Origin of the sequence: Parvularcula sp. IMCC14364 (assembly GCF_030758415.1) — a bacterium.
In the GTDB taxonomy this organism is placed as follows: domain Bacteria; phylum Pseudomonadota; class Alphaproteobacteria; order Caulobacterales; family Parvularculaceae; genus Aquisalinus.
In genome coordinates this window covers 2800702-2824969 of sequence record NZ_CP132334.1, presented here as the reverse complement: position 1 = coordinate 2824969, position 24268 = coordinate 2800702, and the positions used below count along the sequence as shown (strand labels likewise).

Here is a 24268-nt window from a genome sequence, read left to right as displayed (position 1 = left end):
ATGGTAGAAAAGTTGAAATTCAGTCTAGTCAGTCCTGAGCGGGAGCTTGTTGCACGAGAAGTGGAGCAGGTCGTTGTACCGGGCGCTGATGGTGACTTTGAAGTCTTTGCAAAGCACGCCCCGATGATGTCTACCATGCTGCCAGGTATCGTCGTTGTGAAGGACGGTTCTTCAGAAGATCGTATTTTTGTGCGCGGTGGTTTTGCTGATGTCACTCCAGAAGGGCTTACCGTGCTTGCTGAACAGGCGATCCGTGTGGAAGACCTGAAAGGTGACCTGCTGGGTGAGCAGAAAAATGCAGCCAACAATGATCTGCAAGCTGCACAAACGCCAGAGGAAAACCTCGCCGCGCAGCGCGCTATAGAAGTTCTTGGCCGCCTGTAATTGGCGCGCAGAATAGCTACTCAGTTGGTTGCTTTCAGCCAGTCTGACAGTGGCTGAAAAGATTCAGCCACTTCGGCATATACACCAGCCTTGAACGGGATAATCAGCCCCGGCGTTTCCTGCAGTTCACCCCAGCGCCAGTCAGAAAATTCCTTTTCTTCGTGTGCATCAAGATTGATTTCGCTGTTCTTGCCTTCAAACAGCATGGCGAACCATTTTTGACGTTGGCCCATCCAGTTTCTCTTTTTCCGGCTGCGATAGTCTTCAGGAAATGAGTAGACCAGCCAACCCGGCGTACAGGCAAGAAGCCGGACCGATTTAACGCCCGTTTCTTCATATAATTCTCTAAAGGCTGCTTCGCGCGGATGCTCACCTTCATCCATGCCGCCTTGGGGCATCTGCCAGGCATATTGGCTGTCGGTGTCATTGCGATGGCCAAGCCAGACCTGACCTTTTCGGTTGAACAGGCAAATGCCCACATTGGGTCTGTACTGGTCGAGATAGTCAGGCTGCTTCATATCTTTGCTATTGCAGCATCGAGGAGGCCGGAGCAAGCATGATCCCGCGTTCCGGTAATGATTTCGCCCAGCGGCTGATCTGCGCCAGAGATTGCTCTGTAGCGTAAATCTTGACCAGCGCCGCGCCTGTCTCTGTCGCCGTGGCTTCGATGACCTCAAAGTTGATGCGGTCGGCTGCCTGATCCGGGCTGACGAGAAAGTCCGCTCGTGCCCGTGTGAGGCCACTTGACGTGAAGGTGCCGGCGTCAATTTCGCTGTCCCCGAACATGGCCAGACCGGCTTGTTGCAGTTGCGTGTAAACAGGATTGATGGCTGTGCGGTTGGCGGAGAAGGATCCACCGAGATAATTTGTGACAGCAAAATAGCCCTGAAAACGGGACAGGATCCAGTCGAGGCGCTGCTGGTTCTCAGCGGCGCTGCGGGAGCTGAGCAAAGCTGCAGGACCGAGCGCTTCGATGGGCACGCCGGTTGCCTCCATGGGCAGTTCCAGTACCAGTTCATGGCCCGCATCACGGGCCTGTTGCGACCATTGTGGCAGGTCCCTCGCGTAAGGTGCGAAGGCCAGGGTAATTTCCGGCGGCAGGTCGTTGATTGCCTGCGCTGTCAGGCTGGTAGAAAGGCCAAGGCCCGCGACGATCAGAGCTACGCGCGGACGTTTTTCCGGGTCATTGAAACTGCGGCGATAATATCGTGAGGCTTCTCGCCCATCAGGCGCAACAGCCGGATAAAGGCCGTTGGCGCGGGTGACACTGAGGGCAGGGTCAGGCTCTGGCGGTGCTGCCCCTGTTGGGGCGGGAATGACTGGTTTTGCAATCTGCACCGTCCTGGCCGTGGAGGTTTCTGGCAGGTCTTCCAGCATGATCACCGTGGCGCTGTCTCCTTCAAGAGCGACCGCATCCTCAGGCGTGGCGACGCTGGTGGTGATTATCGGCGGCGGCGAAGAAGCCGCTGTTGGTTCAGCGCTGGCGTTGTCTGTAGCTGTCGGTGTGACACCGATCGGTTCCTGCAACAGGCTTGCGGTGCCTGTTTCCAGGCGGTCAATGCGCGCGAATGTCTCCGGCTCTCCGTCAAGGGAAAGCACGGTTTCAGGTGGCTGGGTGAGGCTGTCACCAAACACCATCACCGCACCGACAATGCCAAAGATTGCGGCAAAAAGACCAATCCAGGCCCAGGTAAGACGGCTCAAGCCATTTTTTTTGCGTGTTTTCATCTGCGTTCTGCCAAATCATCCGTCGCACAGAGTTTATTGGGGAATGGTTAACGATCACAAATTCTCTGTCCTGGTCTTGAGACTCATCTCGACAGACATAAGTTTTGCAGGGTAACCTGTTGAAAAAGCATAGAAACAAAAAATGACAGAAGAAACGAACCAGACCGAAGTTGACCTCGCAGATCCGCAAAGCACCGCCGGTCTGAAGCCTGAAAAAACCCCTGAAGCAGTTAATGCTGGCGGATTGACGGAAACGGCTGAGCGCCGCGAAGAAGAGGCCGCTGAAGAGCGCCGCGCCCTGGAGGCGCGTAAATCACAGCGCAAGATTCGGGCAAAATCGAGGACCACCGTTCTGGCGCGCCTTCTCAAGACACGCAGTCGGGTCAACAAGAACACGATTGCCATTGAGGAAGCTGACGGCAACACCGTGACCTATGAGAAACTGCTGCAGGGTGTCTTTGCCCTTGGCAGTGCTTTCCGGCGTCATACGGCAAAGGGGGAAAATGTCGGGGTGCTGATGCCAACCAGTGCAGGCGGTATCATCGCATTCCTCGCCTGTCAGGTCTATGGCCGTGTGCCCGCGATGTTGAATTTCAGTGCGGGGACAAAAAATCTTTTTTCTGCTCTGCGCACGGGAAAAATAAAAACGATCATTACAGCTCACAAGTTTATTGAACTGGCTGAGTTGCAGGACCTGGTCGAGGAATTAAAGACCAAGGCAGAGATTATCTATCTCGAAGACATACGCGAAAACCTTTCCACGCTGGACAAAATTTGCGCTGTGGTCGGACCGATATTCCCGGCTCTTGTGCGCAGGCCGCTGGACCCCGAGCAACCGGGTGTCGTTCTCTTCACATCAGGCACGGAAGGGGAGCCAAAAGGTGTTGTCCTCAGCCAGCAAAATCTGGTGGCCAATGTCGAACAGATCAAAGAACATGTGGAGCTTGATCCAGGCGACATCATTTTCAATCCCTTGCCGATCTTCCATTCCTATGGATTGACTGCAGGAGCTTTATTCCCGTTGCTCGATGGCAAAAAGCTTGTGCCGTATCCATCGCCCCTGCATGTGAAAATCGTGCCGGAAGTCATCCGTAAAACCGGCGCGACAATTATTTTTGCGACAGACACTTTCCTGCACCGCTATCTAAAATCTGCGCAGGAAGGCGCGTTGTCTTCCCTGCGCTATGCCGTGTGTGGCGCAGAGCATGTGAAGGATGAAACACGGGCGCTGGCCCGCTCCCGTTTCGGTTTCAATGTGCTGGAAGGGTACGGCATGACCGAAGCGGCGCCGGTTGTCGCTGCCAACCAGCCAGGCGACATCCGCCCTGGCACGGTGGGCAAACTGCTGCCGGGTATTGAAACAAAACTTGAGCCTGTAGACGGGCTGACAAGTGGTGGCCGCCTGTTTTTGCGCGGCCCCAACGTCATGAAAGGCTATCTGAAGCCGGATAACCCGGGGGTGATCGTGCCTTTGGAAGATGGCTGGCATGATACGGGTGATATCGTACATATTGATGGCGGCGGCTACATGTCTATCCGTGGCCGGGTCAAGCGCTTTGCCAAACTTGGCGGCGAAATGGTCTCGCTCGCCGTTGTTGAAAATTGCGCCTCCGTGGTCTGGCCAGACTTCCTACATGCAGCAGTCATCCTGCCTGACCCGAAAAAAGGTGAGCAGATCATCCTGATGACCGAATGTCAGGACCCGGACAGGTCACTTCTTCTGTCATGGGCACAATCACATGGCGTGCCGGAACTGGCAGTGCCGCGTAAAATCCTGAGTGTCGAAGACATTCCAACCCTTGGCTCAGGCAAGGTTGACTATGTGCTGCTTACGAGCATGGCGAAAAAGAAGCTGGCTGAAAGCCAGAAGTAACGACGACCTGACCTGTCAGCTATCAACCTGTAGCAGGACCCGCCATATTCTAGCTATTGTTCGTTTCCCTCCTGCGCGCACAAGGTTGCCTGTCGCGCATGGATGAACACCTGCCAGCATCATTCAGGGGTATAATTTACCGCTGGATTGAACTTGCATCCGCCAGATACTGTGTGAATTCTGTGCCATCGGCGAGGATATCAAGTGCGCGTTGCAGCTGGCAATCTTCCTCTTCCTCACACAGGATCGGCTCAACAAAGAGAGATGTGTCATTTTCATCCGTCTCTGTCGTCACGTCTGCATCGCCGCGAATTTCTGCAGCGAGTGCGCCTTGAAGATCACTTTCACTGCGGGCTTCAAGAGGCTCTTCCTGATCCGGGCGCGTTATTTCCAGCACAATGTCTGGCATGATGCCAAGTGCCTGAATGGAGCGACCGGATGGCGTATAATAACGCGCCGTTGTCAGGCGCAGCGCCCCGCTAAGGCCGTTTTGCAGAGGCAATACAGTCTGTACAGACCCTTTGCCGAAAGTCTTTGTGCCGACAACCAGACCACGATTGCGGTCTTGTACAGCGCCTGAGACAATTTCAGAGGCTGAGGCTGATCCTGCATTGACGAGGACAATCAGCGGGCGCCCGTCAAGGATATCGCCGGGTGTGCCAAGCTCGCGCATGGTGTTCTTGGCGCGGCGGCCACGGGTGGAGACAATTTCACCACCTTCTAGGAAGGCATCGGAAACTGCGACTGCCTGATCCAGCAACCCGCCGGGATTACTGCGCAGGTCAAGCACCAGGCCGCGCATGCCACCCGGAATTTCCTTGTCCAATGCTTCGATGGCATCGACCATTTTCGGGTAGGTTTGCTCTGTAAACTGAGCGAGTCGGACATAGCCGAAATTGTCGCGCTCGACGCGGGAGACTACCGGGTTGACGGTGACTGTATCGCGCACCAGTGTCAGATCAATCGGCTCGCGCACATCTTCGCGCAGCAGCTTCAGGTCAACGGAAGTGCCACGTGGCCCTTTCATCAGGGCGATGGCATCGGTCAGGGTCATGCCGAAAACGGCCTGTCCATCAATTTCATAGATCAGATCATTGGTCTGCATACCGGCGCGGTCAGCTGGCGTATCGTCAATCGGAGAAACAACGCGCACCAGACCACGGCCACGGCCTTCATTGTCCATGGTTACCTGAATGCCCAGACCGGCAAATTCGCCGCGTGTCTGTTCCTGCATGGTTTGCAGGTCTTCAGCGTTGAGATAGCTGGAATGCGGATCAAGGCTGTTCAGCATCCCGTCAATGGCCCCTTCAATGAGATCGCCATTATCGGGCTCCACTACATAATTCTGGTTCACCTGGGTGATGACATCGCCAAACAGATCAAGCTGGCGAAAGATGTCCGGGCCAACGGTCGACCGGGCAAAGCCACTTGTCATCAGAATGGCGGTGATGGCACTGCCGGTCAGGGCAGAAGCAGCGATAACGGAAAGCGATGTCTTTCTGTTCGGTGACTTCCTGTTTGTCGTCTGGCGTGCGTGCCGGGCTGATTTCTGATGACGGGCTTTTTGATCGACCATACGAACGGACCTTTTCTCGATTTTTCAGACTGGAATACTTGCATGACCTTCCGGCTTCTGCAAATGCCCAATCCCGCTATTGTGTTGAGGATGGACATTAAATTTTGGGTAAATTCGGTTAGAATTCAGCCGGTAAGACTCCCCGTGAACCATTTGGCCGGATCCAGCGGCTCGCGATTGCGCCTGATCTCGAAATGTAACTCTTCACGCTCATTGGCATCGGACATGTAACCAATCGGCTCACCGGCATTTATCTGCTCTCCGGCTGACACTTCCAGACTGGCGATGCCCATCATGATGACATGGTAGTTTTCCCCCACATCAAGGATGAAAACATTGCCAAGGCGGCCAAGGCTCTCGGCAAAAACGACCTTGCCGTTGAAGGGGGAGGTGACAATGGCGCCGCCGCGGGTTTCGATGCGCAGCCCTTCCAGGGCTTCGCCATCTGCCTGACTGCCGAATTTGCGGGTCATGCGACCTGAAACGGGCAGAGGCAGCTTGCCCCGTGCCGCGCTGAACTGGCGCGGCAGTTCATTATAGATGTTGAGATCAGGACGGCGCGCCAGACTTTCGCCGGAGATGGCAGGTGTGTTTGCCGAGGGGCGCAGGCGCGGCACGGGCAGGGCGTCTTCAGCGTTTGCGCGTTCGTTCAGGCGCAGCAGCAACTCGCGGATCGATGTCGCTTCCCGGGCAAGACGTGTGTTCTCTTCTTCAAGCCGGGCGAGAGTGTCATTGACTTCCTGAAACTCGCGCTGCTTCTGCTGGAACTGGTCTTCAAGTATCTGGCTGCGGGCATCCAGTTCGTCGTAAGATTGTAACAGCGTGGTGCGCTCATCGCGCATCTGGCGTTGCAGCAAGGCATTCCTGTCGATAACGGACTGCAACTCGTCAACTTTGACCTGAAGGTCCGGTACTGTACCGGAAAGGGTCATGGCAGCACGGGCAGCTTTTGCCGCATCGCCGGGCGAGACTGCAAGAGCAGGCGGTTTTGAGCGCTCAAGTGATTGCAGCGCTGCCAGAATGTCACTGATTTCGCGCTGGCGCGTATCCAGATCCTGCTGCACCAACAGGGCTTCAGTTTCCAGGTCTTCCAGTCGGCGTTCGATGCGGGTCGCGCTGGTTTCCGCTTCTTTCAGGGAGTCTGCGCTTTCGATAAGTCGGGCGCGCAGACCGGCAAGTTCCTGCTCGCGTAAGGGAACGATCTGCTTCATCTCCTCAGCGTTGCGCGTGTTGTTTTCCAGCTGCGCTTCAATTTCTTTCAGGCGCTGCTCCTGATCTATCTGTTGAGGCAGGGCCAGGGCATGAGCCGGCGCGGCGACAAGAAGGCTCAGGGCATATGGCAGGAGTGATTTCATTATCTCATCATTGGTCAGATTCTCAGTCTCTGTGATAGGGATGTTTTCCCAGAATGGTGGCGGCGCGATATAATTGTTCCGCCAGCATTACCCGCACCAGCATATGTGGCCAGGTTGCCTTGCCAAATGAGATGGCTCGTGCCTTCGAGCTACTGACCAGATCAGAGACGGCAGGGCCATGCCCGTCAGCCCCGCCAATCAGGAACCATGTGGTACTGGCACCATTGTCTCTTTCAATAGCGATCATCTGTGCCAGATCCCGGCTGCCGATGGTCTTGCCGCGTTCATCCAGACAGATGAGCGTATCGCTGGGGGTAACCGGGGTCAGAAGATGTTCAGCTTCCAGCGCCTGACGCTTTGTGCGGGGCAATGATTTGCCAACTTCTATTTCGTTTATCCGGATGCCTTTCAGGCCAAGCTGCGCGCCGATGCCGTTGAAGCGGCGAGAATATTCGGACACAACTCATGCTCCGGCCCCTTTTTCAGGTAGCCGACAGCCCCGATCGAAACCTGCATATGCCCTAATGACTTGCCGGCTTGGTGACTTTACCCGGTTCAGCGAAGGCCTCTGGCGACCAGATTCGCTCAAGGTTGTAAAAGTCGCGCACTTCCGGACGGAACAGATGGACGATAAGGTCGCCTGTGTCGATGAGGACCCAGTCACAGGCAGGCATCCCTTCAACAGAAGGGCTGCCATGTCCCTTGTCCTTGATTTCCCGCGCGATGTGATCGGCAAGCGCACCCACATGGCGTTGTGATCTGCCTGAAGCGATAATCATCGCGTCAGCCACATCCGACTTTCCATCAAGGTTGATTGAGATGATGTTTTCGGCCTTGTCGTCTTCCAGCTGTTTAAGGACCATATCCCGTATTTTAGCTGCATTTTTTTTGGCCGCCAGGTCGTCATATGAACCAGCAATGTTCGACCCTGTTGAAACTTTGCCATTACTGGCTGTTGCTTCGCTGGACTGAGAATTCAGCGCCATCCTCCATTTACAACGCGGACACAAAATCGCCGCCGATAACAGATAACACTTTTCGCAGCAAAAGTGAACGGTTGTTGCGTCGTCATGGTCAAACAGATCGTGCGCGATTTTAGCGGCTGGCAAGCAGTGCCTTCCAGTCCTGATTGGATTGCCGGATCGCTGTTGAACTCATCTCATTATAGATATGGGGGAAGTATATCCAGGCAGGTGCTGACAAGTGCGCCAGCCGGGCCGCCGCCTCCACGGGATGCCGATACTGATCCATGGTCTGGGCCGCAGGGGAGCGCAGGCAAGCTATGGTGTGGCCCGGGCGATTGAAAACCGCTAGTGGCACATTGGCGGCAATCAGTCGCCAGTCTTGCCAGGTATGAAAACCGGCCAGATTATCTGCGCCCATCATCCAGACAAAACGGGTCTTCGGGAAACGGCTTTTCAGAGACCGGATGGTATTGGCCGTATAGGTCAGGCCGTGGCGGGCTTCGTAATCACTGATGAGGATGCGCGGATGGCTGGCGCAGTTGCGGGCCGCCACCATGCGGGCCTCAAGGCTGGCATAGTCTGCCCCCCGCTTTTGCGGGTTGCCGGGGGTGACAAGCCACCAGACATAATCCAGATTCATGCGTTGCAGGCCTGTCAGGGAGATTTGCCGATGGCCGTCATGGGGCGGGTTGAAGGAGCCACCCAGAAGGCCGATGGTCAGGCCATCAAACAGGTTGCGTGTCGCCCGCATGCAAAAACCCTTCATCGCAAGACAGCGACTTATCATGTAAGATTCTGAAAAGACAACGCTTTGCCAGGCGCGTGTTTGACGGCGTTTGCAGGATCAGTCACAAGGCCCTGAATTGATCAGGCCCAAAACGAGGTGGAGTAACAGATGGTCGTTTTACTGACGGGTGCTGCCGGGTTCATCGGCTTTCACACCGCGAAAGGGCTGTTGGCGCGCGGCGACAAGGTTGTCGGTATCGACAATCTGAACGCCTATTACTCTACAGACCTCAAGCAGGGACGCCTCAAACAGCTTGAAAGTCATCCTGATTTCACCTTTGTTCAGGCAGAGCTCGCTGAGGCAGATGCGCTTGCCAAGGCTGTGGATGGCAAGGGCATCAGCCGCATTGTGCATCTGGCGGCACAGGCGGGGGTGCGGTATTCAATCGAGAATCCGGCCGCCTATGTGGCCTCCAATCTGGTTGGTCATGCCAATATGCTTGCGCTCGCGCAGAAGCTGGAAGTGCGGCATATGGTCTATGCTTCCTCGTCTTCAGTTTATGGTGGCAACCGCAAGACACCGTTCAGTGAAGGCGACATGACGGACGACCCGGTGTCTTTTTACGGGGCCACAAAAAAATCCAATGAGTTGTTGGCCAACTCTTACGCCCGGCTGTACGGCCTGCCGTTAACGGGCCTGCGGTTTTTCACCGTTTACGGCCCGTGGGGGCGGCCCGACATGGCCTACTGGATTTTTTCAGAGAAAATCCGGCGACAGGAGCCCATCAGAATTTTCAACAATGGCCGCATGGGGCGTGACTTTACTTATGTTGATGATGTGGTGAGCGGTGTTCTCGCTGCGCTCGACAAATCGGCCGTGCTCTCTGGCATGGCTGTCCCCCATCGAGTTTACAATATCGGCAATGATCACCCGGAAGAGTTGATGAGCCTTGTGCATCTGGTGGAAAAGGGGATGGGCCGGGAGGCCGAAAAAGAGTACACTGAAATGCAGAAAGGTGATGTGGTTCATACGTGGGCAGATATTTCACGCGCCCGTTCAGAGCTGCGCTATTCGCCGACAGTGCCCCTTGAAGAGGGTATTGAAGAATTTGTGAAATGGTACAGGGCGAGCAGTTTTTGCCCATAAAATTACCCGTTGCCTGTTGTATTCACGGGAGCATCCTGCAAAGACCACCGGCAGGAGATATCAAGTGGCTGAAAATTCACCAGCTCAGAAATTGTCCCATTTACAGGACGCGTACCTGCGTATCAGAAATGAGACATCCTGCCTGGCAGAGGGCCTGACAGACGCAGATGCGACAGCCCAATCCATGCCGGATGCAAGTCCGTCAAAATGGCATCTGGCCCATACAAGCTGGTTCTTTGAAACTTTTGTCCTTGTACCACATATCCGCAATTACACTTTGTTTAATCCGGATTACAATTTTCTGTTCAATTCCTATTATGAAGCGGTTGGCGCACGACACCCGCGCCCGTCACGTGGTTTGCTGACCCGTCCCTCACTGGATGACATAAAAGCCTATCGCAATCATGTGGATGAAGCTGTGATGGCCATCTCTGGCGAGGCTGTCAGTAGCCAGATAAGTACGCTGCTTGAGCTTGGCCTGCACCATGAACAGCAGCACCAGGAACTTTTCCTGACGGATATTTTGCATCTCTTCGCGCAAAACCCCCTGAAGCCCGCATATCGTAACCCGGTGCCACTTGAAGTTATCAGGGAAGATGGCCCGCCAGATATTGTCTGGCATCAGTTCGCTGGCGGCGTGGTTGAGACGGGCGATCGCGGTGACGCATTTGCGTTTGACTGCGAGCGCCCGCGCCATGAAGCGCTGCTGCGGCCTTTCGCTCTGGCAGGGCGAGCCGTCACGAACGGCGAATGGCTAACCTTTATGCAGGACGGTGGATATGCGACTGCCAGTTTATGGCTGGCGGATGGCTGGGACGCTGCCCGGAATAGCAACTGGTCTGCACCTTTATACTGGCATGATGCTGATGGGCAGTGGCAGCAAATGACATTGCGCGGCTTACAGCCAGTGGACCTAAATGCACCGGTTGCGCATATCAGCTATTATGAGGCTGATGCTTTTGCGACATGGTTTGGCGCGCGGTTGCCAACAGAACATGAATGGGAACATGCCAGCCATTCAGTTGAGAGTGACGGCAATTTTGCTGACAGTGAGCGCTACAGGCCTCGTCCGCAAACGCGGCAGGGGTTGGCCGGTATGTTCGGGGATGTGTGGGAATGGACGCAAAGTCCGTTTACTCCCTATCCGGGTTTCAGGGTTTCGGGTGGGGCCGTCGGGGAATATAATGGCAAATTCATGAGTGGCCAGATGGTGCTGCGCGGTGGCTCCTGCGTGACGCCACAAGGGCATGTTCGGCCCACATACAGAAATTTCTTTCACCCAGACAAAAGGTGGCAATTCTCCGGGCTGCGGCTCGCCAAAGATTGCTAATTCATTATGCTGAAGAAAAAACAGCTTGCCGACTCGGCCAGTGATGACTTTGCCGAGGATGTGTTGCGCAGTCTCAAAGCTGATCCGCCATCCATATCAAGCAAATGGTTGTATGATACACAGGGTTCTGCCCTGTTTGAGGACATCACGCAGGTCGAGGATTATTATCTTACGCGGACGGAAGCGGCCATTTTTGATGAGGCTTTTCCAGCGCTGGCAGCGATGTTTGGTCCCGGTATGGCCGTGACAGAATTTGGCAGCGGGGCAAGTATCAAAACGCGGCGCCTGCTCAGTGCCCTGGCACCGGATATTTATGTGCCCATTGATGTGGCTGAGGAATTTCTACAGGACGCTGCAGAAGATTTGCATACGCTATTTCCGGAACTGGAAATCATTCCGCTTGTCGCTGACCTGACAGCCCCCTACGAATTACCGGCTGCGTTTACCCGCAAAAAACGTCGGCTTGGATTCTTTCCCGGGTCAACGATTGGCAATTTTCCTGAAGATGTTGCTGCCCGGTTCCTGCGCGGTGCCCGGGAAGCTCTGGGTGATGGAGCACATCTCTTGATCAGCGCTGATCTTGTCAAGAAGACAGAGTATCTCGAGCGCGCTTATGATGACAGCGAGGGGGTGACGCAGAAATTCACCCTCAACCTGCTGGAACGCATGAACAAAGAGTTGGCAGCAGACTTTGACATTGCCAAATTCCGCCATGTCTCAATGTTCAATACTCAAAAGAGCCGCATAGAAATTTATATTGAATCGCTGGCAGATCAGGCGGTTGAAGTCGCCGGAGAAACATTCGCCTTTGTAAAAGGCGATCGTGTGCGCACAGAGTATTCCTATAAATATACACCCGGCAGCTTTGCGCAGCTGCTTGAGAAATCCGGGTGGCATCTCAAGCAGACATGGATGGATCCAAAGGGCTGGTTCGGCGTCTTTCTGGCCAGCGCCTGACCCTTATTCTGCCTTACCGGCACAAGTTAGCGAAGTTACGCGAAAATCACGCAATGCGACGCGCGTAGGCATTCAGCCTTCAACTGCCACAGATGGTCGGCCGATAGAGTGATAATCAAAGCCGTTTTCCGCCATATAGTCCGGTTTGTAGACATTGCGCAGGTCCACAAGGATCGGGCTTGAAAGGAGTGATTTCAGTCGCGCCATATCAAGTGCTCTGTAGGCATCCCATTCTGTGATGATGGTGGCAAGGTCGGCACCTTCAAGGGCATGGTAGGGCCCGTCACAATACATGATCGTGTCGCCAAAATGTTTCCTGGCCTCTTCCATCCCAGCCGGGTCATGGGCCCTGATTTCTGCACCAGCTTCAATCAGGGCAGGGATAATATCCAGAGAGGGGCTGTCACGCATGTCGTCCGTATTAGGCTTGAAGGTCAGGCCGAGCACCGCGATTGTCTTGCCTTTAAGGTCACCACCAGCAGCTGTCTTGATGCGCTCTGCCATGGCTTTTTTACGACGATCATTGATTTCAACAACGGCCTCGACAATTTTCGTTGGCGCCTCGAATTGTTGCGCTGTGCGCACGAGGGCCAGCGTATCCTTTGGAAAGCAGGAGCCGCCATAGCCTGGACCCGCATGAAGGAACTTACCACCGATGCGACCGTCAAGGCCGATACCTTTGGCGACTTCCTGCACATTTGCGCCCACTTTTTCGCAAAGGTCAGCCATTTCATTGATGAAGGTGATCTTGGTCGCGAGGAAGGCGTTGGCCGCATATTTGATCAGCTCAGACGTCACGCGGTTGGTAATGACCATGGGCGTTTCATTGATGAACAGGGGGCGATACAATTCACGCATCACGGCAGCGGCGTGATCATCTTCTACGCCGCAGACCACGCGGTCCGGGCGCTTGAAGTCTTCAATGGCAGCGCCTTCGCGCAAGAATTCTGGATTGGAGGCGACGGAGAAATCGATCCCTGCCTTCAGGTCCTTGCGTTCAAGGGTGATAATGTCCTCAACCTCGGCCCCGGTGCCGACAGGCACGGTCGATTTGGTGATGACCACTGTGTAGCCCTGCAGCAATGTCGCAATTTCTTCTGCTGCCGCATGGACATAGGACAGGTCCGCGAAACCGTCGCCGCGACGTGACGGTGTGCCAACGGCGATGAAGACGGCATCGGCACCGGGCACAGCCGCCCCGAGATCCGTGGTAAAGGATAGCCGTTCAGCTGCGACATTGTCTGCCACCAGTTTTTCCAGACCCGGCTCATAAATCGGGATCTCGCCTTTTTGCAGGCGGTCAATCTTGCTTTCGTCTTTGTCGACGCAGATGACCGTGTGGCCAAAATCAGAAAAACATGCGCCGGAGACCAATCCAACATATCCGGTTCCGATCATCGCAACACGCATGGGCTTACTCCTTCATTCTGAGCCATTTAAGTGAGGGGTTCCTTACGCGCTTGTTTTCCGTTTGACCAGCGTTGCTGTCGTGCAGATGGCCATGAAAAAGCAGCAAAAAACACGTGTGAAAGTTTGCAGTGCTGCCGGGCAACCTGTAAAGGGACGCGCAACTTTGAAAAAATAAAAAAGTGTGGTTTGGAGGATAATAATGGATGGAGCGGCGCTAGGTGCCGAGCCCTTGCTCGGTGATATCGGTTTCCGGAATCTCAAAAAGACATATCTCAACTTGAAAGAGCCCGCGCTTTACGAGCTGTCCGTTCAACGCGGAGAAGGCGAAATTGCCCTGCATGGGCCTCTTGTCGTGAAGACAGGCAAACATACCGGACGCTCCGCCAAGGATAAATTCATCGTTCGTCACTATGCGTCTGAAGGCAATATCTGGTGGGACAATGCAGCGGAGATATCGCCAGAGCAGTTTGACGCGCTGAAAGAAGACATGATTGCCTATGCTGAAGGCAAGGAACTGTTCGTGCAGGACCTTTTTGGTGGGGCCGACCCGCGCCATCGCCTGAGTGTCAGGGTGGTGACCGAACTTGCCTGGCATTCCCTGTTCATTCGCCATTTGCTGCGCCGACCTGATGTAGGAGAACTCGAGCAATTCCAGTCCGGTTTCACAATCGTGAATCTGCCGGGTTTTCAGGCCAACCCGGACCGTCATGGCACTAACGGGGATACCGTGATCGCCTGTGATTTTGACCGACGGACAATCCTGATTGGTGGTACGTCCTATGCGGGCGAAACAAAAAAATCCGTCTTCACCATTTTGAATTATCTGTTGCCGGAAAAAGGCATCATGCCGATGCATTGTTCGGTCAATGTGGGCAAGCAGGGCGATTCAGCGATTTTCTTCGGCCTTTCAGGCACGGGTAAAACGACCCTCTCGGCAGACCCGAATCGTGAACTGATCGGTGATGATGAACATGGCTGGTCACCATATGGTCTGTTCAATTTTGAGGGGGGCTGTTACGCCAAGATGATCCGTCTGTCAGCTACGGCAGAACCGGAAATCTTTGCGACGACACAGCGTTTCGGGACAGTGCTGGAAAATGTGGTGATGGACCCGGTCACACGCACGCTGGATCTTGATGACCCGTCACTGGCGGAAAATTCGCGCGGGGCCTATCCGATTGAGTTTATTCCAAATGCCAATCTTGACGGCGTGGCGGGGCATCCCAAAAACGTCATTATGCTGACGGCAGATGCTTTCGGGGTCATGCCACCGATTGCCCGGCTCACCTCCGCGCAGGCAATGTATCATTTTCTTTCCGGCTTCACGGCCAAGGTTGCGGGAACAGAAAAGGGACTTGGCAATGAGCCTCAGCCAACATTCTCAACCTGTTTCGGCGCGCCGTTCATGCCGCGTCATCCCTCTGTCTATGGCGACTTGCTGGGCAGGCTGATTGAGGAGCATGACGTAACCTGCTGGCTGGTCAACACTGGCTGGACAGGTGGGCCTTTTGGCGAAGGTGAGCGGATGCCAATCCGGGTGACGCGGCTTCTGTTAAACGCCGCACTGGATGGTTCCCTCAATAACAAAGAGTTTCGCACTGACGAGACATTCGGCTTTGAAGTGCCGCTTGAGGCGAACGAAGTGCTCGCCAAGACACTGAACCCGCGCGAGACGTGGAAAGATCCGTCCGCCTATGATGCGCAGGCGGCGAAACTGGCCGGCATGTTCGTCGAGAATTTCGGCAAATTTGAAGCCTATGTCAGCGACGAGGTAAAAGCCGCCGCACCGCGCGTCTGAATTTGATGCGCGGCATCAAACTGCCATTAGGGCCGGGAGCACTTGTTGCTGCTGCGTTTATTGGACCGGGTACAGTCACGGCCTGCACAGTAGCAGGGGCGAGTTTTGGTTTCGCCCTCGTCTGGGCGCTCGTTTTCGCAACGGTTTCTGCCATAATTCTGCAGGAAATGTCTGCCCGGCTGGGTGTTGTCTCTGGCAAGGGGCTGGGTGCCGTCCTGATACAGACATTTCCATCGCCTGCATTCAGATATGCGGCCATTGGGCTGGTGCTATCGGCGCTTTATATCGGCAATGCAGCTTATGAGTCCGGTAACATTGCGGGCTCAGCGCTTGGTCTGGCAACGTTGCTGGAACAAACGGGCCTCCCGTTTGAGGTCTATGTCGCGGTTACGGCCTTGATCGCAGGCATTCTGCTCTGGCGGGGTACGTATCGTGTGCTGGAGCAATGCCTGATAGGCTTGGTGCTGATTATGGCCCTGTCTTTTCTGATTGCGGTCTTTGTCGTCAGGCCCGATCCTGGGCCGTTCCTCGCCGGCTTGAGGCCCTCGATACCAGCGGGCAGCCTCACCCTTGTGCTCGCCCTAATCGGTACAACGGTTGTGCCTTATAATCTGTTTCTGCACGCCGCTGCGTCACGCGGGCGCTGGCAGGGCGAAGATGCTGTGGGGCAGGCCCGGCGTGACACATTTGTATCTGTGGGCCTTGGAGGGCTCGTCTCCATTCTGATCCTGTCCACAGCGGCGGCGACTGTCTTTGGCAGCGGTCTTGTGGTTGAAAATGCCGGTGACATGTCTCGTCAGCTGGAGCCAGGCTTTGGATCGGCTGCGGCTGGACTGGTCGCTATTGGTCTTTTTGCTGCCGGCCTATCATCTGCAATCACAGCGCCGCTGGCGACAGCTTACGCGGTAAGCGAATGTTTCGACCTGAAAGGCGGCAGCAAGGCACGGACTTTCCGGTTGGTGGCCCTCAGTGTTCTGATTGTTGGCACGGTGGTTGCCCTTTCCGGCATCAGGCCAGTTGCCGTGATTCTTTTTGCACAGCTCGCCAACGGCTTGCTGTTGCCAATCATCGCGGTCTTTCTGCTCTATGCCATGAACCAGAGGACAATCCTTGGCGAGAAGGTAAACTCTCTGACGGCCAATATATTGGGCGGACTGGTGGTTCTCGTGACATTCCTGATTGGCGCACGACTCATCTGGCTTGTGATCGCGCGCCTGACAGGGGGGTAGGGGATTATCCCCGGCTATCTTGCATTCATAACAGGACGGATATTCTGCTGTACTGTCCGGGCGTCATAGGCATTGGGAGAGTTTGGCTTGTCGCCTTCGCCCATGATGATCTCGAGGATCCGGACGCTCTCCGTAGAGGATTGCCCGCCGCCAAGTCCGATCCCGATTCCAACGCCAACACCGCTGCCATAACTGCCGGTGGAGCCACCGACCCTGACGGAAGATCCGGTACCGTTTCGCCTGGCACTGTTTTCTGTATCGGCACTGACAATCTCAAACCAGTCATAGCCATTGGAAAGTGTCAGCTCTGCGGCCCGCAACAAGGCGTAATCACTGGCAACGCTGGAATTTTTCGCGCGATAGCTGATCCGGTAGCGGTTGCTTTCAATCGCTGTGTCACGATAGCCGTAACTTCTGTCAGAACCGGCCTGCTGATAGGCTGGCACCGTGCTGGCACACGCCGCCAGGGCCAGGGCGGCAAAGCCTGCGATAAAGGGACGAGGGATGGGCATAATGAAAACTCCTCTTCAAATGTCTGGGTCCTATAGCACGAATAACGCGATAAGTCGAAATCACGTGCCGTTGTGTGTGTCCTGTCAGGTGCCGAAGACGCGCGGCGCGATGAAATAAACGGCCAGTGTTATCAGAATAATCCCGATGGCATTCAGACGCAAACCAACAGCGGCCATCTTGCGGATAGGGACATGGCCCGTCGCGAAGACGATTGCGTTGGGCCCGGTCGCGATGGGCAGCATAAAGGCACAGCTTGCCGCCATGGCAGCCGGGGCTGCGAGTAGTAACGGGTTCATCTCGCCGCCTGTGGCAATGGCACCGATGACGGGCAGCAGGGCGGAAACAGTCGCCACATTACTGGTCAGTTCTGTGGCAAAGATCACGAATATCACCAGTGTGAGCATGATGAGGATCAGGGGCAGCGTGGCGACGCCGCCCATCTGGTCACCCAGCCATGCCGCAAGGCCCGTACCGCTAATCGCGCTCGCCAGGCTGAGACCGCCGCCGAACAACAGCAAGACGCCCCAGGGAATCTGCTCGGCTGTTTGCCAGTCCAGCAATGCGCCGCGCCTTTTCCTGTCGCCGGATGGCACGAGAAACATCAGGATGGCGCCTGCAATCGCGATGACATGATCCGTGAACCCCGCAAGCGGCTGTACGCCAAATAGCTCAAGGCTGTTCAGCGGGCGCCGGAACATCCAGAACAGGGCGATGGTCAGAAAACAGACAAGAACCCGGAATTCAGGTGTGCTCATGCGCCCAAGGCTGCTGAGCCGCTCACGCACAGCTGCTGCGCCAGCAGCCCCTGAGCGCACTTCCAGTTTCAGTCCCCAGCGGGTCAAGACCAGCCATGCGGCCGGCAACATAAGGGCGACAACCGGGAGGCCAAGCATCATCCACTGGTCAAAACTGATAGACAGGCCAAACTGGTCTTCAAGGTAGGAGATAACAATCAGGTTGGTTGGCGTGCCCACCGGCGTGCCAAGCCCGCCGATTGATGCGCTATAAGGAATGGCCAGCAGGATCGCGAGGGTGAATGGCGCATCCATGTCATCGCCCAGAACCGAGCGGGCGACTGACAGCGCAATCGGGGCCAGCATAATGGTGGTGGCCGTATTGGAAATCCACATGGACAAGAGGGCTGAGGCCAGCATGAAACCGCCGATCAGGGCTGCCGGATTGCTGCCCGCGCGTGCCACAATATTGAGGGCAATGCGCGTATGCAGGTTCCAGCGCTCGACCGATTTGGCAATGATGAAGCCCCCCATCAGCAGGATCACAACACGGTTGGCATAACCGACAGCAGCTTCGCTGATCGGCATCACGCCTGTGGCCGGCAGCACAACAAGCGGTAGCAATGCCGTGACAGGGATCGGGATCGCCTCGCTTACCCACCAGACAGCCATCAGGACAGTCAGGCAGGCCACGACCCATCCGGCCTGTGACAGGCCTTCGGGGGCGCCCAGCGCATATAATCCAACGGCCAGCAAGGGCCCCAGAAAAAGCCCGATACGCTGTGTCAAACCCTGCGGGACTCCCTCACGCTGATCTGCTGACATTCAAACCCTCCTCTTTATTGGACCCTAACATATTCCGTTACATTGAGAATGTTCGGAAATGTGTTTCCGGTTCAGGCTGAGCGGGTGAGGCTCGACATCGGGCGGGAGGGCGGCTAGGGAGATGCCTGTTCATGCGCCCTCTCTGAAAAGGAATTCCTCATGCGACCATCTGGCCGGGCTTTTAATGAAATGCGTTCCGTGACGCTGGAACCGGGATATGCCAAACATGCCGAAGGTTCCTGCCTGGTCAAATTTGGCGACACGCATGTGCTGTGCACTGCAAGCTGGGACGAGAGCACGCCCCCATGGTTGCGTGGCGAAGGGCGCGGCTGGGTGACGGCGGAATATGGCATGTTGCCGCGTTCGACCCATTCACGGATGCGCCGTGAAGCAAAATCCATCAGCCAGTCCGGTCGCACTCAGGAAATTCAGCGTCTTATCGGGCGCTCCCTGCGTGCGGTCGTTGATCTCAAAAAACTGGGCGAGCGGCAGATCATGCTTGATTGCGATGTGATACAAGCTGATGGCGGTACGCGGACAGCCTCAATTACCGGGGCATTTGTGGCGCTGAAACAGTGCCTGAACTGGGGTGTTGAGCAGGGCATCATCAAAGAGCTGCCGTTGACGGACAGTGTTGCGGCTATTTCCTGTGGCCTGGTTGGAGGCGCACCTGTCTGCGACCTTGATTATGCAGAAGATTCAACAGCTCAGGCAGATGCCAATTTCGTTCTGACTGGTTCAGGTGGCATTGTTGAAATTCAGGGGACGGCAGAAGGCGATCCGTTTACGGAAGAGCAATTCATGGCATTGCTGACACTCGCCAAAAATGCCTGCACGGACCTGAAAACCATCCAGGCAGAAGCGCTCTGACCTGCGTGTTGCCGGTGCTGGCATTGAGGCTGAAACGGCTTTAGGATCGTCCAATGACTGAGACAGAACAGCTGAGCAAGGCAGAAATCCGGCGACGTGGCCGGGTCGTTGCCCATGCGAAGAAATACAATCACATCGTGGATCAGTTGATCCTGGAGCGTGCCAAGAAGTTGAGCCGCAGCCGCTGGTGGCCGGTATACCGGATCGTGCTGAATAAATTGCTAGGCTATAAGCGCGCTGTACAGATGGTGGATGAGGCGGGTAATTACCCGGCGATTGATGCTTTTGAATATGTCAGCGAGATGCTGGACATGAACCTCGATATAAGCGGTCTGGAACATGTGCCGGAAGATGGCGCTTTCCTGATGGCACTGAATCATCCCTCGGGCATTGCGGATGGTGTCGCGATTTACGACGTGCTCAAACAGAAACGTCCTGATATGACGTTCTTTGCCAATGAAGATGCGGTGCGTTTGAATCAGCACCTGAAAGACATGATTATCGCTGTGCCCTGGCGCCAGACAGACAAGTCACGGGCCAAATCGCGCGAGACGCTGGTCAATACGGCCAAAGCATTCAGGGCCGGTATGGCGGTTGTTCTGTTTCCGTCCGGACGGATTGCGTTCATGGATGAAAACAAGGTGCTCACGGAGCAACCCTGGATGAATACTGTCGCGCAGTTACCGAAAAAGTATGAGTGTCCGATCCTGCCTGCACACATGGTCAGCCGGAATTCCTGGCTTTATTACTGGTTCTGGAATGTAAATGAAGAATTGCGTGACATGACGCTGTTCCACGAATTGCTGAATAAAAAAGGCAGAACCTTCAAGATCACGATTGGCCCGCCTATCCAGCCTGACGATCTGCCGGAAGATAATGACGTGGCTGCGGCTGCCTTGCGTGAATACATCTCCAAAGGCCTGCCTGAAGGCAAGGTCTGTGCAGATTACAAGGATTTCAAGGCCGGGTAGAAAATCTTCCTAGCGTGGGAGAACCTGCCCGCGGCCCGTGATGTCCTGACGCACGCGCGGGGCACCGCCATAGGTCACGATGCCATTGCCCAGCACATTTGCTGTCAACGTCGTTGTCGCGGTGACGTTAATAGTGCCGCCACCACGGATCGTTGCCTCAATATCCGCCGCTTGCAGATCAAAGGCATTTATCGTGCCGCCAGCTGTTACGGCGGCAGTCAGTTTCTGCTGTGCCTGAAAGCCGGCGGAAACATTGATAACACCGCCATTTTCAATTTTCAGGTCCGTCGCATACGGCACGCGCACTTCAATGATGCGGCGTGCATTGCCACGACAGGGGCGTTTGCATTCTATCAATAGATTGCCATCATCAGTGTACATGGCAACAAGATCACCTCCCTGAACAACAGTGGCTGACCAGGCGGTTGAGGGGCGGACTGTAACTTCGCCGCCGCCGCGCAGAACAAGCGTTGAGAAGGGAGAGAGCTGGATCGGTGATCCCTGCCGGAATGGAAGGTTATCCTTGGCGACAACTGCTGTCATGGCCATCATCAGTATCAGGCCGACCAGTCCACCTGCGATCCGTGCAAAAACCATGTTTCCCCTGCCTCTCGTTGTTTACCGCGGGCCGATAGAGCCGCCGCCGATTGTGCTGCGGCTGATATCTGCCGGCGTACCGTCATAGACGATGCTGCCGCCTCCGACGATCGCGGCGCTCAGATCACCTGACACATTTACCTGAATTGACCCGCCACCTGTAACTGCAGCATTCACGTCAGTTGCGCGAAGGTCGAAAGCCTGTAGCGCGCCGCCACCGACGACTGCTGCGTTCAGTTCGGACACACTGTCAAAGCCATCCGCGATCGTGATCGAGCCGCCGCCCGCAACAGCGAGGTTGGTCATAACGCCACCGCTGGGTGCTGTGACTTCAATAATGCGGGTGATGTTGCCGCGGCAGGGACGGGCGCATTCAATCTGCAAGGCATTACCATCCCTGAAAAGAACGACTTTCTCGCCCCCTTCAACCACCGTGACGGAATAACCGTCCCCGGGAGAAACAGTGACTTTGCCACCGCCTTTGACGGCAAGGCCGGTCAGAGTTGGCAGTGAGACGGCTGTACCTTCGGTGAAATTCAATCGGTCTTTGGCTGTTGCGGCCGGTGCCAGCATCAGAACCAACATTGCTGCCAGGGCAGCAGAAAAACGCATTAACATGACTCGTCATCCCTCAAGGTTTCAGGTTGCCCAACTCCGCTGAGGGATGGAAACAGGAATTAACCATCTTGTCAAAGGACGGTTTGGAGAGGTTCAGCCCCCGTCACTCCCATAGGTCATTTCCATGAAGACATCTTCGAGGTCCGCCTCAACGGTGGAAAGGTCTTTTACGCTGATACCTGCATCATTGATGCCGTTCAGGATATCTGAAACCGCCACGCAGCTGGGCTTGTAAGACACATAAAGATTGCCGTCATCGCGCAATTCTGCGGTGCAGGCGCCGCCCAGATCAGGGGCAGCAGTGATCTCATCCTGTGGTGTGATCATCAGCATTTTGGAGTCGAGTGAGGCTATCAGCGCTGACTTTGGCTGGCAGGTGACCACATTGCCGTGGTGGATAATGGCGATTGTGTCACACAATTCCTGTGCTTCTTCCAGATAATGCGTGGTGAGGATCACGGTCACGCCTTGCGCGTGCAGTTCCATCACCTGTTCCCACATCTGTTTGCGCAGTTCGATGTCAACACCCGCGGTTGGTTCGTCCAGGATAAGCACAGGCGGGGAATGAACCATCGCCTTGGCCACGAGCAGGCGGCGCTTCATGCCCCCGGAGAGCTGGCGCACATAGGCGTCGGCCTTATCTTCAAGGCCCAGCCTGCGCAGGATTTCCATGGTGCGGCGCTGTTCTTTCGGCACTCCGTAGAGCCCGGCCTGAATCTCCAGACCTTCCTTGGGTGTGAAGAAAACATCAGACGAAATTTCCTGTGGCACGACACCGATGGATGCGCGGGCCTGACGCGGGTTTTTGTCAATATCAAAACCCCAGATCGAAACATCACCAGCGGTTTTGTTCACCAGGCCTGCCAGAATGTTGATGAAAGTGGACTTGCCGGCCCCGTTCGGACCCAAAAGACCGAAAATAGAGCCTTGGGGGATATGCAGGTCGATTCCCTTCAGCGCCTCCTTGGGCGGTGACTTCTTGCTGCCGGCATAGGTCTTTCGGACCCCGCGAGCGGCTATGGCCCAGTTCTGGTCGCTGACATCGCGCGTGTTGTTGTTCAGGGACTGTCCGTCAGGCATCAGCTCTCTCTTTCCGCTTCCACGTATCAACGTCTCCAGCAGGCAGGTCAAGCTGGTGGGGCATTGGCTGAATGAACCCTATGGCTTGATTTGCGAACCGGTCTGGATGAAAAGGACCGTCCTGAACAAAGTGACGAGATTGCGTAATGGCTGACCTGACCGTGGACGTAGAACAAATTCTGGCCCGTCTTGGCGATGTACCAGAGGTAACATTTGTGGCTGATGCCCGTGTCGCCTGTTCCGGCAGTGGCGGCGCGCTTGGCCATCCCAAAGTCTATTACACGATTGGCGACGAAGGTTACGCTGAATGTGGTTATTGCGACCGTGTGTTCATTTACGCCCCTGACAGGGCTTAGTTGATCTGGTCATCAGATTTTACCACAATGGTCGGTAAAGCTTTCCGGGCTATTCTGTGCTGCGATTACAGGCTAACCTGAACAAAATAACAATGGGGCTGAAATGGGCAAGCTGGTCGGGTTTTTGGTAGTTTTATTTCTGGTATTTGCGGGAGGATATTTCCTGTTCTGGCCAACGGGCCTGGCACCTCAGGCTTGGGTTGCGCCGCAGGATGAGGGACTCACAGGGGATTTTGTGCCCAATGACCTGATTGCGCGCGCTCAAAAAATGGAGCTTTCCGGGCGTTACGGGCCTGAAGACATTGCCATCGGCGTTGACGGCTGGCTCTATACCGGCGTCAGTGACGGCAGTGTTATCCGGGTAGATCCGGCAACAGGTGACTTTGATATTCTGGCGATCACCGGCGGGCGCCCGCTGGGTGTCGAATTCGATGCCGGCGGCAATCTGCTCGTCGCCGACGCCTATAAAGGCCTTGTCAGTATTGCAATGGATGGCACCGTAACAATACTGGCAGATCAGGCCGGCGACGGATCAATTATCGGGTATGCGGATGATGTGGATGTGACGCCGGATGGCAGGATCTGGTTTTCTGATGCCAGCACCAAGTTCTTTCCCGGTGATTGGGGCGGCACGCTGGAAGCGTCTGTTGCTGAAATCTGGGAACATGCGGGTACAGGGCGTATCCTTTCCTATGACCCTGAGACCGGTGAAATGGAAACCCACATGACAGGCCTCGTGTTTGCCAATGGTGTGGCTGCTGACCCGGCAGGCCAGTTCATTCTGGTCAGCGAAACAGGTAAATACCGTGTGCTGAAATATTGGCTGGCCGGACCAGAAAAAGGCAAAACAGAAGTGCTGGTGGATAACCTGCCGGGCTTCCCGGATAATATCAATCCGGACAGTGCCGGCGGCTATTTTGTGGGGCTCGTGACGCCGCGCAGTGCAGATGTTGATGCATTTGCGGAAAAGCCTCTTTTGCGTAATATTTTATGGCGTATTCCGGGGTTTGAAGACGCCGCCGCGCCGCCCCCCTATAGTCATTTGATACGCATTGATGCCAATGGTAATGTCCTCGAAACGTGGCAGGATCCGGCGGGGTCTTATACAGATATCACCGGCGCTGTGCGTGGGGCTGACGGCTCGATATATGTCTCGAGCCTTCAGGAAGGCAGTATTGCGCATATTTCGCCGTGACTTTCTGTGTCAGGGCGCATACGGCACTTGG

Annotated in this window: 24 protein-coding genes; 11 read left to right on the top strand and 13 right to left on the bottom strand. The window is 55.4% G+C overall.

Annotation, left to right across the window (positions count from 1 at the left end):
• Positions 1-384, top strand: coding sequence for a F0F1 ATP synthase subunit epsilon (locus RAL90_RS13160; protein ID WP_306251368.1), 384 nt, complete (start codon positions 1-3; stop codon positions 382-384).
• Between the two features lie 20 nt (positions 385-404).
• On the opposite strand, the gene RAL90_RS13155 is transcribed toward RAL90_RS13160, so the two are convergent.
• Positions 405-902 (bottom strand): RNA pyrophosphohydrolase, encoded by a 498-nt coding sequence (locus RAL90_RS13155; RefSeq protein ID WP_306251366.1) that lies wholly within the window; start codon positions 900-902, stop codon positions 405-407.
• 7 nt (positions 903-909) lie between these two features.
• Positions 910-2112, bottom strand: coding sequence for a divergent polysaccharide deacetylase family protein (locus RAL90_RS13150; protein WP_306251364.1), 1203 nt, complete (start codon positions 2110-2112; stop codon positions 910-912).
• A gap of 142 nt (positions 2113-2254) precedes the next feature.
• On the opposite strand from RAL90_RS13150, the gene RAL90_RS13145 reads away from it, so the two are divergent.
• Positions 2255-3985 (top strand): AMP-binding protein, encoded by a 1731-nt coding sequence (locus RAL90_RS13145; protein ID WP_306251362.1) that lies wholly within the window; start codon positions 2255-2257, stop codon positions 3983-3985.
• Between the two features lie 136 nt (positions 3986-4121).
• Here the strand turns inward: RAL90_RS13145 and RAL90_RS13140 are convergent, their stop codons facing one another.
• The 5 genes from RAL90_RS13140 to RAL90_RS13120 all read right to left on the bottom strand — a co-directional run bounded on the left by RAL90_RS13140 (position 4122) and on the right by RAL90_RS13120 (position 8632).
• On the bottom strand, positions 4122-5561 hold the full coding sequence (locus RAL90_RS13140; protein WP_306251361.1) for a S41 family peptidase: 1440 nt from the start codon (positions 5559-5561) through the stop codon (positions 4122-4124).
• Positions 5562-5686: 125 nt separating this feature from the next.
• Positions 5687-6916 carry a murein hydrolase activator EnvC gene (locus RAL90_RS13135; protein WP_306251359.1) on the bottom strand — a complete coding sequence of 410 codons (1230 nt, stop codon included), beginning with the start codon at positions 6914-6916 and terminating at the stop codon, positions 5687-5689.
• Positions 6917-6938: 22 nt separating this feature from the next.
• Complete coding sequence (locus RAL90_RS13130; RefSeq protein ID WP_306251357.1) at positions 6939-7376, bottom strand: 23S rRNA (pseudouridine(1915)-N(3))-methyltransferase RlmH; 438 nt, start codon at positions 7374-7376, stop codon at positions 6939-6941.
• Between the two features lie 61 nt (positions 7377-7437).
• Entirely contained in the window at positions 7438-7902 is a 465-nt protein-coding gene (rsfS, locus tag RAL90_RS13125) for a ribosome silencing factor (protein ID WP_306251354.1), read from the bottom strand.
• A gap of 109 nt (positions 7903-8011) precedes the next feature.
• Positions 8012-8632: a nicotinate-nucleotide adenylyltransferase gene (locus tag RAL90_RS13120; protein ID WP_306251352.1), complete on the bottom strand. Its 621-nt coding sequence runs from the start codon at positions 8630-8632 to the stop codon at positions 8012-8014.
• A gap of 144 nt (positions 8633-8776) precedes the next feature.
• On the opposite strand from RAL90_RS13120, the gene RAL90_RS13115 reads away from it, so the two are divergent.
• From RAL90_RS13115 to egtD, 3 genes are all read left to right on the top strand, one after another.
• A complete protein-coding gene (locus RAL90_RS13115) occupies positions 8777-9754 on the top strand; it encodes an NAD-dependent epimerase/dehydratase family protein (protein ID WP_306251350.1) in 978 nt (325 codons plus the stop codon).
• Between the two features lie 64 nt (positions 9755-9818).
• Positions 9819-11084 carry an ergothioneine biosynthesis protein EgtB gene (egtB, locus tag RAL90_RS13110; protein ID WP_306251348.1) on the top strand — a complete coding sequence of 422 codons (1266 nt, stop codon included), beginning with the start codon at positions 9819-9821 and terminating at the stop codon, positions 11082-11084.
• A 6-nt stretch (positions 11085-11090) separates the two neighbouring features.
• Positions 11091-12041 (top strand): L-histidine N(alpha)-methyltransferase, encoded by a 951-nt coding sequence (gene egtD, locus RAL90_RS13105; protein WP_306251346.1) that lies wholly within the window; start codon positions 11091-11093, stop codon positions 12039-12041.
• 72 nt (positions 12042-12113) lie between these two features.
• On the opposite strand, the gene RAL90_RS13100 is transcribed toward egtD, so the two are convergent.
• Positions 12114-13451, bottom strand: a complete 1338-nt coding sequence (locus RAL90_RS13100) for a UDP-glucose/GDP-mannose dehydrogenase family protein (protein WP_306251345.1) — start codon at positions 13449-13451, stop codon at positions 12114-12116.
• A gap of 199 nt (positions 13452-13650) precedes the next feature.
• Here RAL90_RS13100 and RAL90_RS13095 point away from each other — a divergent pair, with 199 nt between their 5' ends.
• A complete protein-coding gene (locus RAL90_RS13095) occupies positions 13651-15249 on the top strand; it encodes a phosphoenolpyruvate carboxykinase (protein ID WP_306251343.1) in 1599 nt (532 codons plus the stop codon).
• 5 nt (positions 15250-15254) lie between these two features.
• Positions 15255-16478, top strand: coding sequence for an Nramp family divalent metal transporter (locus RAL90_RS13090; RefSeq protein WP_306251341.1), 1224 nt, complete (start codon positions 15255-15257; stop codon positions 16476-16478).
• A gap of 14 nt (positions 16479-16492) precedes the next feature.
• Here RAL90_RS13090 and RAL90_RS13085 read toward each other — a convergent pair whose 3' ends face one another.
• The gene (locus tag RAL90_RS13085; RefSeq protein WP_306251339.1) at positions 16493-16990 is read right to left on the bottom strand and encodes a hypothetical protein; all 498 of its coding nucleotides are present in this window, start codon (positions 16988-16990) and stop codon (positions 16493-16495) included.
• An 84-nt stretch (positions 16991-17074) separates the two neighbouring features.
• Complete coding sequence (locus RAL90_RS13080; protein WP_306251337.1) at positions 17075-18550, bottom strand: SLC13 family permease; 1476 nt, start codon at positions 18548-18550, stop codon at positions 17075-17077.
• 159 nt (positions 18551-18709) lie between these two features.
• Between RAL90_RS13080 and rph the strand changes: the two genes are divergently transcribed.
• Complete coding sequence (rph, locus tag RAL90_RS13075) at positions 18710-19420, top strand: ribonuclease PH (protein WP_306251333.1); 711 nt, start codon at positions 18710-18712, stop codon at positions 19418-19420.
• A 53-nt stretch (positions 19421-19473) separates the two neighbouring features.
• Complete coding sequence (locus RAL90_RS13070) at positions 19474-20391, top strand: 1-acyl-sn-glycerol-3-phosphate acyltransferase (protein WP_306251331.1); 918 nt, start codon at positions 19474-19476, stop codon at positions 20389-20391.
• A 9-nt stretch (positions 20392-20400) separates the two neighbouring features.
• On the opposite strand, the gene RAL90_RS13065 is transcribed toward RAL90_RS13070, so the two are convergent.
• The 3 genes from RAL90_RS13065 to RAL90_RS13055 all read right to left on the bottom strand — a co-directional run bounded on the left by RAL90_RS13065 (position 20401) and on the right by RAL90_RS13055 (position 22686).
• Positions 20401-20988: a GIN domain-containing protein gene (locus RAL90_RS13065; RefSeq protein ID WP_306251330.1), complete on the bottom strand. Its 588-nt coding sequence runs from the start codon at positions 20986-20988 to the stop codon at positions 20401-20403.
• 21 nt (positions 20989-21009) lie between these two features.
• Complete coding sequence (locus RAL90_RS13060) at positions 21010-21606, bottom strand: GIN domain-containing protein (protein WP_306251328.1); 597 nt, start codon at positions 21604-21606, stop codon at positions 21010-21012.
• A 93-nt stretch (positions 21607-21699) separates the two neighbouring features.
• Positions 21700-22686, bottom strand: a complete 987-nt coding sequence (locus RAL90_RS13055) for an ABC transporter ATP-binding protein (RefSeq protein ID WP_306251326.1) — start codon at positions 22684-22686, stop codon at positions 21700-21702.
• 146 nt (positions 22687-22832) lie between these two features.
• Here RAL90_RS13055 and RAL90_RS13050 point away from each other — a divergent pair, with 146 nt between their 5' ends.
• Together RAL90_RS13050 and RAL90_RS13045 are read left to right on the top strand one after the other, a co-directional pair.
• On the top strand, positions 22833-23042 hold the full coding sequence (locus tag RAL90_RS13050) for a zinc-finger domain-containing protein (RefSeq protein WP_306251324.1): 210 nt from the start codon (positions 22833-22835) through the stop codon (positions 23040-23042).
• A 103-nt stretch (positions 23043-23145) separates the two neighbouring features.
• Entirely contained in the window at positions 23146-24237 is a 1092-nt protein-coding gene (locus RAL90_RS13045) for an SMP-30/gluconolactonase/LRE family protein (protein ID WP_306251322.1), read from the top strand.
• Positions 24238-24268 lie beyond the last annotated feature (31 nt).

What these genes read in the sequence shown, in the direction of transcription:
- RAL90_RS13135 (WP_306251359.1), bottom strand. Translation starts at nt 6,916, where the DNA reads ATGAAATCACTCCTGCCATATGCCCTGAGCCTTCTTGTCGCCGCGCCG.
- RAL90_RS13140 (WP_306251361.1), bottom strand. Translation starts at nt 5,561, where the DNA reads ATGGTCGATCAAAAAGCCCGTCATCAGAAATCAGCCCGGCACGCACGC.
- RAL90_RS13050 (WP_306251324.1), top strand. Translation starts at nt 22,833, where the DNA reads ATGGCTGACCTGACCGTGGACGTAGAACAAATTCTGGCCCGTCTTGGC.
- RAL90_RS13065 (WP_306251330.1), bottom strand. Translation starts at nt 20,988, where the DNA reads ATGGTTTTTGCACGGATCGCAGGTGGACTGGTCGGCCTGATACTGATG.
- RAL90_RS13145 (WP_306251362.1), top strand. Translation starts at nt 2,255, where the DNA reads ATGACAGAAGAAACGAACCAGACCGAAGTTGACCTCGCAGATCCGCAA.
- RAL90_RS13060 (WP_306251328.1), bottom strand. Translation starts at nt 21,606, where the DNA reads ATGTTAATGCGTTTTTCTGCTGCCCTGGCAGCAATGTTGGTTCTGATG.
- RAL90_RS13090 (WP_306251341.1), top strand. Translation starts at nt 15,255, where the DNA reads ATGCGCGGCATCAAACTGCCATTAGGGCCGGGAGCACTTGTTGCTGCT.
- RAL90_RS13045 (WP_306251322.1), top strand. Translation starts at nt 23,146, where the DNA reads ATGGGCAAGCTGGTCGGGTTTTTGGTAGTTTTATTTCTGGTATTTGCG.
- RAL90_RS13095 (WP_306251343.1), top strand. Translation starts at nt 13,651, where the DNA reads ATGGATGGAGCGGCGCTAGGTGCCGAGCCCTTGCTCGGTGATATCGGT.
- RAL90_RS13055 (WP_306251326.1), bottom strand. Translation starts at nt 22,686, where the DNA reads ATGCCTGACGGACAGTCCCTGAACAACAACACGCGCGATGTCAGCGAC.
- rsfS (WP_306251354.1), bottom strand. Translation starts at nt 7,902, where the DNA reads ATGGCGCTGAATTCTCAGTCCAGCGAAGCAACAGCCAGTAATGGCAAA.
- RAL90_RS13160 (WP_306251368.1), top strand. Translation starts at nt 1, where the DNA reads ATGGTAGAAAAGTTGAAATTCAGTCTAGTCAGTCCTGAGCGGGAGCTT.
- RAL90_RS13080 (WP_306251337.1), bottom strand. Translation starts at nt 18,550, where the DNA reads ATGTCAGCAGATCAGCGTGAGGGAGTCCCGCAGGGTTTGACACAGCGT.
- RAL90_RS13150 (WP_306251364.1), bottom strand. Translation starts at nt 2,112, where the DNA reads ATGAAAACACGCAAAAAAAATGGCTTGAGCCGTCTTACCTGGGCCTGG.
- RAL90_RS13120 (WP_306251352.1), bottom strand. Translation starts at nt 8,632, where the DNA reads ATGCGGGCGACACGCAACCTGTTTGATGGCCTGACCATCGGCCTTCTG.
- rph (WP_306251333.1), top strand. Translation starts at nt 18,710, where the DNA reads ATGCGACCATCTGGCCGGGCTTTTAATGAAATGCGTTCCGTGACGCTG.
- RAL90_RS13100 (WP_306251345.1), bottom strand. Translation starts at nt 13,451, where the DNA reads ATGCGTGTTGCGATGATCGGAACCGGATATGTTGGATTGGTCTCCGGC.
- RAL90_RS13070 (WP_306251331.1), top strand. Translation starts at nt 19,474, where the DNA reads ATGACTGAGACAGAACAGCTGAGCAAGGCAGAAATCCGGCGACGTGGC.
- RAL90_RS13085 (WP_306251339.1), bottom strand. Translation starts at nt 16,990, where the DNA reads ATGCCCATCCCTCGTCCCTTTATCGCAGGCTTTGCCGCCCTGGCCCTG.
- RAL90_RS13155 (WP_306251366.1), bottom strand. Translation starts at nt 902, where the DNA reads ATGAAGCAGCCTGACTATCTCGACCAGTACAGACCCAATGTGGGCATT.
- RAL90_RS13115 (WP_306251350.1), top strand. Translation starts at nt 8,777, where the DNA reads ATGGTCGTTTTACTGACGGGTGCTGCCGGGTTCATCGGCTTTCACACC.
- egtD (WP_306251346.1), top strand. Translation starts at nt 11,091, where the DNA reads ATGCTGAAGAAAAAACAGCTTGCCGACTCGGCCAGTGATGACTTTGCC.